This is a genomic window from Vibrio sp. T20, from assembly GCF_007858795.1.
In the GTDB taxonomy this organism is placed as follows: domain Bacteria; phylum Pseudomonadota; class Gammaproteobacteria; order Enterobacterales; family Vibrionaceae; genus Vibrio; species Vibrio satsumensis.
Window position 1 is genome coordinate 138251 of record NZ_VFEB01000091.1, and the last position, 12448, is coordinate 150698.

The window sequence follows — 12448 nt, forward strand, 5'->3', positions numbered from 1 at the left end:
AGTTTGATCAAAGAATTCGGAGTATTAAAAAGATAGCGAAGAGTTGTAGTGAGTTTCATCGTAACTTAAGTGGTTACGAGATGGTCATGAATCACATTTATTTGAAACATCAGTAAGTTATATCACTATAAATATGATACTGATCACCCATAAGGTAATCTCGATTCTATATGGTAGCGTCATACTTAAAACCACGATGTGAACATACTTATGAAAAGACACATACTATCAAGCGCCATCCTACTCTCTCTAGCCTTTCCCACCTTTGCAGCTGATGGCGACATACACGATGTCACGATACTGGGTACTTCAGATATCCACGGTCATTTTATGGCGTGGGATTACGCGGCAGATAAACTCAACACTCGTGGTAGCTTGAGCCAAATCGCGACCAAAGTTGGTGAGATCCGCAAAGAGCAATCTAACATTATCCTTGTCGACGCTGGCGACACCATCCAAGGCAACTTCGTAGAAACCTTCAAAGACGAGCCCGTTGATCCAATGATGCTTGGCTTTAATCACATGAAATATGATGTGTGGGTTTTAGGTAACCACGAATTCGACTTTGGCCTTAAAACGCTCAACAGAGCCGTTACCCAATTTAAAGGGCAGTCTCTCGGCGGCAACATCAAGAACAAAAACGGAAATCCATTCTTACCGGGTTACACCATTCTAGAACGCGGTGGCATTAAGATCGGCGTGATCGGAATGGATACCCCAATGACGGAGGTCTTTGCACAAGGTACAAACCGTTTAGAAGGCGTCACTTTCACTAATCCAACCTTGGAAGTGAAGAAAATCGTCAAAGAGATTGATGATAAAGTGGATGCTATCGTATTGGTTGCCCATATGGGGATTGAGAACGAGAATGACATTGCCGACACCGGTGTCACCGACATTGCCAATGCAAACCCAGAGCTTGATGCCATCGTCGCTGGTCACATGCACACTCGCATCGATAAGGCCGTTGTGAATGGCGTTATTATTACTGAGCCCGACAAATATGGCCGCGCCCTATCTCGTATCGATCTTCAATTTGAAGAGCGCGATGGTAAATTCACTCTCGTTAACAAAGACAGCTTCACTTATAAAATCAAAGGTATCGATTCTGACGAGAATATGGACGAGCTATACCAGCCTTATCATAAAAAACTCCGAGAAATGGCGAATCGACCTGTCGCTCAGCTTACCGGCGTTGATTTAGTCCCTGAAAACGAAATCCGCGGTATCCCTCAAGTCCATGTTCAAGACACAGGTATCAGTGCGCTATACCAAGAAGCGAGCTTCTTCTATGCACCTAAAGCCAATGTCATCGCACTTCAAATAGACAACGACAATGCAGAGCTCGATGTTGGTCCGATTAAAGCCAAAGACATCGCTTACAACTACCAATACGCAGGTGGCGAAATCACTGTCTACCAGATGACAGGCAAAGAGTTAAGAACCTACATGGAATGGTCTGCGGGCTACTTCAACTCAGTACAACCTGGCGATGTGACCTACAGCTTTAACCCTGAACGTAGAGCTTCAAAATATTCGACCAATGACTTCTTCGCGGGCGTAACTTATACCATCGACCTCACTCAGCCTGCAGGTACACGCATCACCAACCTCGCGTTTGCTGATGGCACACCGGTAAAAGATGAAACAGAAATCCGCATTGGTATGAATAGCTATCGAATGGGTCATCTAACCAAGCAAGGCGGCGTGCTAGAGGGTGAATCGTTCCCTGTACTCTTTGATACTGAAGCCGAGTATGGAGAAGAAGCAGGCACAATCCGTAATATGACCATCAAGTATCTTAAAGAAGAAAAGAACGGCCAGTATGAAGGCAAACCTCAGCAGCGTTGGGCACTTTCTGGTTTAGAAAGCCGCTACAACGAACAGCGTGAGATCGTAAAGTCATTGATTAATGATGAAACCATATCAATCCCAACCAGTGACGATGGCCGCTACACAAACATCGCTTCTATCAACGTAAAAGAGCTGATGTTCAAATCTGACGAAGCCAAACAAGCAGCCATAACCACACGCGAAAAGAAACTAGCACAGGCAACTGAACAAGAGAGTAAGCAAATCAAACGCGAAATCACTCTGATCAAAGCGCTCAATTAAGCTCTGACCTCAAACCAATAACGACTTAACGACGCTTAGAGCGTGGTTAAGTCGTTGTCGTTTCCATCTTCCAACATTACATCTGTACTGAGTAAAGCGGTTGATATTGGATGAATGAGCTGCAAAGGCTAACTCGTAGTTGGTAAAGTGCTTTGGGTTAAAAGTCAGCCTGTCACTGCTTTTAGAAATGTTTAATTTGAGTAACAAGATTTTATGGATGCCAAAAGCAGAAATAATTTCAAGCAATCAGTTTTATTGTACGGGCTCTCTCTGCGACCATGCGCTGAAACATGTCTATTTAACGTAATGTCGCATTCACTAGCATCGAACCGCATCGGTGAAAACAGTTCCTCGGTTGTGTTTGCGATCTGAAAAAGCTTACTCTTTAGACCTAAATGTAAAGATTCAGAACTTTCTCTTTTTCTAATTCCAGAAACGTAGCGAATATTATTGTATTCACCTTTGTTTGCAAGATGCATTAACGCTGATTCGATAATACTAAATAAACTCGGTATACAAATATTATAAAAACCTAAATTAAACGATTTGATAGATTCGATTAACATGTCACTGTAAGGTGGAATCAATAGTCGAGTTTCTCTTTCTAACTCAACTTGTAATAATGATTCAAAGCGTTCAGTCAATAACTCTTCTATTGCTTCAACTTCACTTAGCTCATGCTCCCGCATGTAATCAAATAGTTCATTTTCTAAAGTTTCGGACGTAATACACCAACCTTGCTTTCTAAGTTCATCACTTCCGTACCATATTGCTTGATCTAAAACTCGTTGAAATAGCTCGATAACATAATGTTCATTCATCCAAATTTACCTAACAGATAATTTCTATACCTAATGTAAAATCGTCATCCCACTTCATAGTAGATTGATTATACTAAAATTTTTTACTTCATTAAAATCTCTTATGCTATTTGCGAGTTTTCAGCACCTCCAGTATAAACTTTCTACATAGTGATATGTTCAAGTGCTACCGTGCAAGATTACAACTAGATCTGAGTTATTTGAGTGCTGCTAGATAGGTATAATTTCCCCCGAAATACAACGCGAGGATTCACAGTGAACAACATTAGAAGAATGGAACAGTAACAAGCTAGAGAAACAGCACGAACCATCTAACGATAAATCCAAAAGCCTCCATAGTGACTCTAAGCTCCCACCACCAACTGTATTCTCCCTCTCACTGATCTATTTCCCTCTTTTTGAAGTACAAGTTATTAATAATTCGATATAAATCGCTCTATTGTTTGAAATTGTTGTCTACAGTTTTATAGAACTTGCCGTTTTGGTAATTGCCACAAGTAACGACACCTTTTGATGGTAATTTTGGTTATAAGGAAAGGAAATGGAAAGCCCAATTGTCACACTCACACAGGCCAGCAAAAGCTTTGTTGATGGTAAAGATATCCATCACGTGTTGGACAATGTCGACTTCGCTTTGGCGACAAGGGCAAGCGTGGCTTTAACAGGGGCGAGTGGCAGTGGGAAGAGTACTCTGCTGAACATCATTGCGGGCTTTGAACCTCTATCTGGTGGCGAGTTGTGGCTCGATGGCGAAAATACATTAAATTGGAAAGATCCACAGTGGAGCCGATTCCGCCATCAAAAATTAGGCGTTATCTTTCAACAGTTCAACTTGCTAACGCCACTCAACGTAAAACAAAACATCGCCTTCCCTCTTCATTTAAATCAACAGAAATGGAGCGACTGGTGCGACTATTTAGTTGATGCATTGGGTATCAGCGAGCTACTCGAAAGACATGTATCCGCACTCTCTGGCGGTCAGCAACAACGAGTCGCAATAGCGCGTGCACTGGCACACAAACCCAAACTACTGCTTGCCGACGAACCCACAGGCAACCTCGACCACAAAGCAGGTATTGAGGTAATGAAGCTGCTCAGTGAAATTACCACGCAAGGCAACACTGCCGTGCTTTTGGTTACGCACAGCCCAGAATGCGCCAGCTTTATGCAGACAAAATTGGTGTTAGATGATGGGTGTTTAAAGAACGCGGAGCTAACCCCAAGAGCAACAGCGTTGTGAGTAATCCAATGAAGCAAACTGGCTTCGCTCAGAACCAGCTCATCCATACCAAGCTGACTCTGAACCTATTCGCGGCGCACTATCGTCAATCACCATTGCAAGCCGCAGCGATTCTGATCGGCATTGTGCTAGCGGTCACCTTGTTTGTCGCAGTGCAAGCCATCAACCTCAATGCCAAGCGCAGTTATGCAGAATCGACCGAGCAACTTAGCGCCCAAGCACAAAACCTTATCATTCCACCAGCAGGGCAAAACTATTTGCCGGAATCGCTCTACTTCAGCTTAAGACAAAGTGGATTAAGCGCAGCACTGCCTGTTATAGAAGGGCGAGTAAGAGACGAACAAGGTCGACGTTGGTCAGTTCAAGGCAGTGAGTTGATCGCTGCCCTCACTTCAAGATCTCGTCACGCTCGCGCCGACGAAAAAAGCAATACTCAAACCAAAGAGCCAAGCATTTCCCTGTTCGACAATGCCATACCTTTGCCGCAACTCTTAGCGGGTGAACCCATTGTGATGATGAGCCAGTCACAGCACCAGAACTTGGGAGAAGCAGACACACTCACTTTGGATGAAGTACTCACCCAAGTGGTAGTGCTGCCCGATGAATGGCAACTGGGCAGCAGAATGTTGATGGATATTGGATTCGCTCAGCAACTGCTTAACAAGCAAGGACAACTGAGCTATATCGCTATTTTTGACACCAAGAGCGACAATAACAGCAATACTCAGGATAAATGGCAAAGCCTCATAGGCACACAGGGGCAATGGATTTCCAACAACCAAAGTACGGATCTCGGTTCAATTACCGATAGCTTTCACCTCAACCTCACCGCCATGAGTTTGTTGGCGTTTTTGGTTGGCCTATTCATCGCTTACAATGGCGTTAAGTACAGTTTGCTCAAACGTAATCGGCTGTTGGTGCAAATTCAACAAGCCGGGATAGCGCCAAGCATCGTATTTTCAGCTCTGTTAGTCGAGCTGATTCTTTTAGTCACACTGGGCGCGTCGCTTGGTTTCATTCTCGGCATTCAACTCAGCCATTGGCTACATCCCACCGTCGCGATAACGCTTGAGCAACTTTATGGTGCAACACTGCTTCCCGGCACGTGGCAATGGCAATGGTTAGTGCAGGCACTGCTACTCACGTTGGCCGCAACGCTTATTGCTTGTTGGCAGCACTTTAAACAGCGGGTGCGACAACCACTCTCCTCCCATAGTGGTTTCTATCAAGCGCCGGAAACGTCTAACGAAAATCAGCTATTTGTTATCGGGTCAGTATTAACTATTGTCGCGTTAGCAGGGTTATGGCTGAGCCAGCATCACCGCTTCACCATGGCGTGGCTAGGCGTGTTAGTGGTGTCGATTCCCTTGTATCTACCCAAAACGCTCAGCGTGTTAGCAAATTGGAGCGAGCAGCGCACCAAGTCGGGATTAATGCAGTATCTGTTTGCTGAGCTGCGTGAACTTATCTCCCCTCTTTCCCTTGCCATGATGGCGTTGCTTCTCGCCGTCACCGCCAATATAGGGATGAATACTTTAGTCGGCAGCTTTGAATCCACGTTAAAGCAATGGCTTGAACAGCGCTTACATGCCGATATTTACGTTAGCCCGGCCCAAGCTGAAATCGCGAATGTGGAACGTGCGTTAGAACAGTTTGATCATGTTGAAACCGTCTATAAGCAATATTATGTCGACGATAACTTGCAGGGCTTACCGACTTTGCTCGGCACTAAAGACAAAGACACACTTGAGCAAACCATGGTGTTCCAATCCCACCTTGATGATTTCTGGACGCGCTTTTACCAAGGTGAATTAGTGGCAATCAGCGAGCCTACGGCAGTGAAGCTCGGTTTGTCCCTTGGAAGCCGACTCAAGCTCGACGCGATCCAAGACAAAACACTCATCGTCGGGGCGATTTTCCACGATTACGGCTCACCGAATGGTGAAGTGTTACTTGCTCCTAATTTATGGCTCGAAAGCGGATTTACTGACTTACCCACCAGCTTGGGAATCAAAGTATCTGGCGACCCACAAGTGGTGTACGAACAGCTACGCCAACAACTCAATTTACACCCTAGCCAGCTTTACGATCAAGCGCAGATAAAATCGATCGCGTTAGATATCTTCTCACAAACCTTTGCCATCACTCGGGCGCTTAATGGCGTCACTTTAATGGTGGCGGTGATAGGGTTGTTCTGCGCCTGTTTCATGTTGCTCGATGCACGCAAAGCCGCCATTGCAAGGCTGTATGCGCTCGGTGTTAGTCAGAAAAAATTGATGGCGATGGTGGTCGGGCAAATCGTTGTTCTGGTCGCCTTCACTCTGGTTATCGCCTTACCACTCGGCGCTATGGTCGGCTATGTGTTGACGGACATCGTTACCCTGCGCGCCTTTGGTTGGAGCTTAAACTACGTATGGAATTGGAGTGATGCACTCAGCATCGCAGCCATCACCATTCTAGTGGCTGTGTTTGCGACCTTGATTCCACTGTGGCGTTTGGTCAGTAAACCCGTGGTATCCAGTTTACAGAGCGAGGTGTTGTGATGAATCGATCAATGAGAGTTTTCGTTCTCACACTTACCCCCTTATTCTTTTTAGGATGCGAGGAGTCCACGCAACCATCAGCTCAAAATATGGGTTCGATACTTGGTGCAGAAACACAAACCGATGATGAAACACAAAAAGAGGCTGAGCAATTCACGCCGGTAGTAAAAGGTATCGACATCACCTTCCCTGCCGACCATCAAGCACACCCAGATTTTCGTCATGAATGGTGGTATTTAACCGCAAACTTAATTGATGAAGACGGCAATGCGTTAGGCCTGCAGTGGACACAGTTCCGCTTCGCGGCTGCACCACAGGAAAGTGGCAATGGCACTAAGGAAACTACGTGGCAAAGTCAGCAAATCTACATGGCACACAGCGCCGTCACCACCAAAGACAAACACTACGCCGATGAGAAGTGGTCACGCGACCAAGCTGAACTCGCAGGTGTAAGCGCTTCACCATTTCGGGTCTATCTCGATGACTGGCAATGGACATCGTCAAGCGATGATCTGTTCCCCGCAACCTTGAACGCTAATTCCGGTCAGTTTGGCTACTCGCTTAAGTTAACCAACAACGCCCCTTATCAAAAGCAAGGCGAACAAGGCTACAGCACCAAAAGTAGCGATGGAAAAGTAGCTTCCTATTACTACAGCCAACCATTCATTAATGTATCGGGCGAGGTAATCATCGATGGAGTCACGCATCAAGTTTCTGGCAAAGGTTGGATAGACAGAGAATGGAGCTCGCAGTTTTTACTCGACTCGCAACAAGGCTGGGATTGGTTTGCGCTAAGGCTAGGTGATGAAACCAGTTTGGTGGTATTTCAACTTCGAAACTCAACAACAGGCGAAGCCAGTTATGCTCACGCAAGATTGATGCAGCAAGATGGTTCTGGCATCGCGATTTCACAGCAAGACATCACCCTAATCGCCACCAAACAGACTGAAATCGATGGGCGTGACTACCCAACAGAGTGGCAAATTTCGATTCCAACTCAACAAATCGAACTGACCGTCTCAGCACTCAATCCAAATGCCAAAATGCCACTGTCAGTTCCCTATTGGGAAGGGCCTATCTCAATTGAAGGAACACACTCCGGTTCTGGTTATATGGAGCTTACGGGGTATTGATTGAAAAATACTACCTAACACATATTGAGTCATTAAGAGAGCGAGGGCTGAATTGAACTACCACCACTGAAGACTTAAATAGATTCTAGTAAAACCATTGGCACAATAAACTGTCCCAACACGTTCAGAGCTAATCATTTGGGCTCATTAACAATAAGATTAAATGCAGGAACAGCAATATACGGACTTTGCAAATGGCTGGGTGACTCTCCAATATCACCTATCGCAACCTAGATACTATCAATTACACAATATCAAGGTCGTTCCGACAATCCTATTAGGGTACAAATATGTTCCAAACCTCAAGTAACGGTGACATATGCAATTTTCTGTAAACCATACTTATATTTATGTTTAAGTCGGTTTGACACAGACTGATACACCTGCGGAAAAAATGAGTTTGCGTCATCCGCGTTCAACACTACAATGGAAGACTCTCAATAGTTAAGGGCTAACGATGAAAGAACTTCGCGATTTAGATTTAAACCTACTGAAACTATTGCAAGCGGTTGTAGAAACACGAAACACACATCAGGCCGCAGACAAATTGGGGATATCACAAACTAGCGTCAGTCGTGGTCTAGCTAAGCTGAGAGAAACGTTTGGTGATCGACTGTTTATTCGTAAAGCTCATGGTGTCGAGCCTTCTGAGCTAGCTGAGAAACTTGCAGAAGCCGCCGATGAAATGTTCACACCTCTACTAAAAGTCGTCGAGTCTTATCAAAATTTCGACCCTCTGCAATTTAAAGGTGAAGTGTCGATCGCAATGAACATCTTCATGCTTGAGCAATGGGGAGATGGTATTTTTAGTGCTCTAAGAGAAGCACTACCTGCTGCCAGTTTTAAATTAGTTTATTGGCAAGAACAAAGCTTAAATGAAATGCTTAATGGCCAAATAGATTACTTGCTCCTTTTTTCTCAGTTCCAATTGCCACAAGAGATTTATCAGCACCGTTTAAAAGAAATAAAACTCAGCCTCATTGCTCGTAAAGATCACCCAGTACTTAGTAAGAGTACCGCCCTAGAAGACATCCATCACCTTCCTATCACTCGGATACTCGCTGATGGGATTAACTCAAAACGCGCCCCGGTTGAAGACTTTTACTTAGCAAGAGGGTATAAGGCAAATATCGTTTTAACGACTCACAGTATTCGAGTTTTACTCAATAAATTGAAACATTCTGACGCCTTATCTTTTGGCAGTACGCTAGTAACTGAGAATGAGCCAGAGCTGAGTTGTTACCCTCTTCCGACGGTTCCAAAAGAGATGAGATCAATCCAAATCAATGGTGGTTACTTACAATCAAAGCGTGGTTTCCCTTTAAACCAATTATTGCACCAAACGATGCAAAACTTTTTCGACAAGGTAGTGCAACCTGAGAAATAACCCTTTAATTAGGACAACTTAATCTAGGTTGCTATTATCAATCTATCTCCAAAATTATTATATTAATTGATGTGCTTATTAAAAAATAAACCAATCTCTTTAAGCGCATCTTCCGATTCAGGCATGTCCGCAACAAGTCCATTTATATAGTCACCATGAGACTGACCATCATAAACATGAAGCTCAGTCTCAACATCAGCGCTGCGCAGTAATCGGTGCATTCGAACCGTGTCACTCAGTAATAAATCACGAGTTCCTGAAATAAAAACAGTGGGTGGAAAAGAATCTATATTTGCGTAAATAGGTGAAATTAGCGGGTTATCCAACGCCTCACCATCAGCATATAAATCAAATGTCGCTTGAATTAATCCTTCACGCTGACCTAATGAATCAAGTCCCTTTAATGTATGCCAAGTATCTGATGTTTCTTTAAGATCAACCGCGGGTGTACCAACAAAAAGAGCTCCCGGAGCAGGCAAATTCATCTCTTGTATTTTCAGTGTCGTTGCTAACGTTAAATTACCGCCCGCAGATGTGCCAAAAATTGCACTCGACTCTGCTGTTTGGGTTTTCATTAACTCTTTCCAAACGGCAACGGCATCATCAATTGCAGCTGGAAATGGGTGTAATGGCGGTTGACGATAATCAACTGAAATCACTTTTGCACCAAGACCGTCAGCGACCCAGATAGCTTCTCGTAACGCAGATTCGCCACCACCAAATACAAATGCACCACCATGAATGTGTACTAACCACTTGTCTTTATATTCAGATGAGATCACTTTTGGTGTCACAAAAAAAGTGTCTACTCCTGCAAATTGTTTTGCTTCATACGTTACTTCAAAACGTTCCGCTACCGATTTAGCGAGTTCAACTCCGTGCGCATCAAACATGGACTGAAATTCAAGCCACGCCTCTGTACTTTCAGGGACAGGAAACTCTGGAATGCTGCCTCTACCTTCGATCATTTCAGCAAGCGTTGTCGATATCCCCACAGGCGTTGGAATTGTGCGCTCAGCCAAGTTGATATCAGCGATTGCCGTAGTACTTGAAAGACTAAGTACAAGCGCAGAGACAAGAGTAGTAGGCATTAAATTAGTCGGTATAAATTTGTGTAATGTTCTCATTGTGACTCCAAAGGCGACTTATGAACTGTGGTTTGCAGTTTATTTACGCCATTATTGAATTCAATGAACTTAAAATCGACGAATTAGAGAAATTCAGAATTGGAGCAACAATTGAAGCATTTATGAATTTCTCTAATTCATATTCAACCTCTCCCCACAACCATAGACTATGAGCAAATCACTACCTTATGGAGGATGTAGTGAACATTCGCGAATCAACAACGTTACTAGGACCTTACGATGTTGATATCAACGAGAAGCTCAAATGTATAAGATTTTAAAACAAGAGAAAACACTGCTCCTCGGTATTTTGACTGTTATATTTTTCAAGACTTTAGGCGAAAACATACTGACCTCAAGTCTCTCAACCCTCTCTTATGTCATCACTACCTCTGTACTCTTTTATGTCGCCATGACCGCCATTTTCGCGGTGGTTCGCCACTCAGATTCCTTAGCAATCAAGTTGGGAGACCCGTTTGGCACACTCATTCTTACACTGTCAGTCATCTCATTAGAAGTGATCATGATCTCCTCTGTCATGTTGACCGGAGATCCGAACCCCGTTCTTGCCCGAGATACGATGTTCGCAGTGATCATGGCGGTATTGAATGGTTTTGTCGGTATTACTTTATTAGTCGGTGGGATGAAGTATCACACTCAGTCGTATAATTTGGATGGTATTAAGGCGTATTTGGTTGCCATTATCCCTCTTGCGATGCTCTGCTTGATCTTGCCAAACTTTACCAGCAGTAGTGACAATGGAAACATGTCATTCAGCTTGATGGGCACACTGGTTCTTGCATCCATTGCGTTATATGGCGTATTTCTATTCGTACAAACACGTAGCCATACTCACTTCTTCATTGATGCCGACAATAAAAGTGAACACGACCACCACGGTCCTGTAAGCAGCAATCTATTTCACACTGTCATGCTCATTAGCTACTTGCTCATCGTGATACTTCTAGCAAAAGGGCTAGCTATTCCAATTAACGACAGTATTAGCGTTATGGGCGCTCCAGCAGCCCTTGGCGGCCTTATCGTTGCACTTATTATTCTCGCGCCAGAAGCCGTTGGTGCCGTGAAAGCTGCTCTGACAAACCAACTGCAGCGTGCTATCAACCTATTTTTTGGTTCGGTATTAGCAACGATTGCACTGACCGTACCGGCCGTTTTACTCATCTCTGGCGTAATGGACCAGCCCTTGAAGTTAGGCCTAGAACCCGCAGAAATGGTGTTGCTGGCCGCGACGCTTCTCATGACCAGCGTTAGCTTTAGTAGCGGCAGAACCAACTCACTGAATGGTGCCACCCACCTTGTTCTCTTCTTCGCTTATTTGATTTTGATGTTCGACTAACACCACGCACAACAGCCAGATCATTCGATCTGGTTGTCACGTCGTTTTATACCATTAAGGAAAAAGTATGAATGAGATATTAGCCGCCATTTGGGTGCAAGATTTTGACACGCTACTTGAGATCAACTCACTCCATATCTTGCTACTACTGCTCGCTGTTGTGTTATTTCTAGAGTCGAGTTTTGTGTTTTTGCCTCTCCCCGGAGACGGACTGGTATTGTTTGTAGGAGGACTGGTGGGATTAGGTGCTGTGGACTTTTATACCGCCCTGACAGCTCTCAGCGTATCGGCTTGTTTAGGCACGATTGTCGGTTATCTACAAGGACGCTGGTTAGAAGGTTCACGCTTCATGAACAAAATTGAAGTCGTACTGCCTGACGATTCATTACCTAGAGCAAGGCGCCTTCTCAATAAATTCGGGTTCCTATCGTTGTTCGTATCTCGCTTTATTCCATTCGTTCGTGTTTTAACCCCAATGCTTATGGGTATTGCACGCCTCAGCTTTATCCGCACAGTCATGATCAGCATGACCAGCTCTATCGTGTGGGTGTTAACGCTGCTTTATGCTGGAAAATCCATTATGCGACACCCATTTTTAGCCCAACACCAAGAGCTCATCACCAAATGGTTTCTCTTCACTAGCTTAACGTTGATGGCCATTGCTTTTATCACGCTGTTTGTCCGAATTATCCGTAAACGAAACCACGTTGTAGTGTAGCCCATTA

The 12448-nt window shown here is 44.4% G+C and carries 9 protein-coding genes; 7 read left to right on the top strand and 2 right to left on the bottom strand.

Annotated features, from left to right (window positions below):
• Positions 1-210: 210 nt before the first annotated feature.
• Complete coding sequence (locus FTW16_RS10280) at positions 211-2115, top strand: bifunctional metallophosphatase/5'-nucleotidase (protein ID WP_146490965.1); 1905 nt, start codon at positions 211-213, stop codon at positions 2113-2115.
• Between the two features lie 191 nt (positions 2116-2306).
• Here FTW16_RS10280 and FTW16_RS10285 read toward each other — a convergent pair whose 3' ends face one another.
• A complete protein-coding gene (locus tag FTW16_RS10285) occupies positions 2307-2936 on the bottom strand; it encodes a hypothetical protein (protein WP_146490966.1) in 630 nt (209 codons plus the stop codon).
• Positions 2937-3477: 541 nt separating this feature from the next.
• Here FTW16_RS10285 and FTW16_RS10290 point away from each other — a divergent pair.
• From FTW16_RS10290 to FTW16_RS10305, 4 genes are all read left to right on the top strand, one after another.
• Positions 3478-4176, top strand: coding sequence for an ABC transporter ATP-binding protein (locus tag FTW16_RS10290; RefSeq protein WP_146490967.1), 699 nt, complete (start codon positions 3478-3480; stop codon positions 4174-4176).
• 8 nt (positions 4177-4184) lie between these two features.
• Positions 4185-6719 (top strand): ABC transporter permease, encoded by a 2535-nt coding sequence (locus FTW16_RS10295; protein ID WP_146490968.1) that lies wholly within the window; start codon positions 4185-4187, stop codon positions 6717-6719.
• A complete protein-coding gene (locus FTW16_RS10300) occupies positions 6719-7852 on the top strand; it encodes a lipocalin-like domain-containing protein (protein ID WP_146490969.1) in 1134 nt (377 codons plus the stop codon). The genes FTW16_RS10295 and FTW16_RS10300 overlap by 1 nt, the downstream gene beginning before the upstream one ends.
• 457 nt (positions 7853-8309) lie before the next feature.
• A complete protein-coding gene (locus tag FTW16_RS10305) occupies positions 8310-9239 on the top strand; it encodes a LysR family transcriptional regulator (protein ID WP_146490970.1) in 930 nt (309 codons plus the stop codon).
• 62 nt (positions 9240-9301) lie between these two features.
• Here FTW16_RS10305 and FTW16_RS10310 read toward each other — a convergent pair whose 3' ends face one another.
• Positions 9302-10366 carry an alpha/beta hydrolase gene (locus tag FTW16_RS10310; protein WP_261383436.1) on the bottom strand — a complete coding sequence of 355 codons (1065 nt, stop codon included), beginning with the start codon at positions 10364-10366 and terminating at the stop codon, positions 9302-9304.
• A 265-nt stretch (positions 10367-10631) separates the two neighbouring features.
• On the opposite strand from FTW16_RS10310, the gene FTW16_RS10315 reads away from it, so the two are divergent.
• Together FTW16_RS10315 and FTW16_RS10320 are read left to right on the top strand one after the other, a co-directional pair.
• A complete protein-coding gene (locus tag FTW16_RS10315) occupies positions 10632-11723 on the top strand; it encodes a calcium:proton antiporter (protein ID WP_146490971.1) in 1092 nt (363 codons plus the stop codon).
• Between the two features lie 67 nt (positions 11724-11790).
• Positions 11791-12441: a DedA family protein gene (locus FTW16_RS10320; protein WP_146490972.1), complete on the top strand. Its 651-nt coding sequence runs from the start codon at positions 11791-11793 to the stop codon at positions 12439-12441.
• Positions 12442-12448 lie beyond the last annotated feature (7 nt).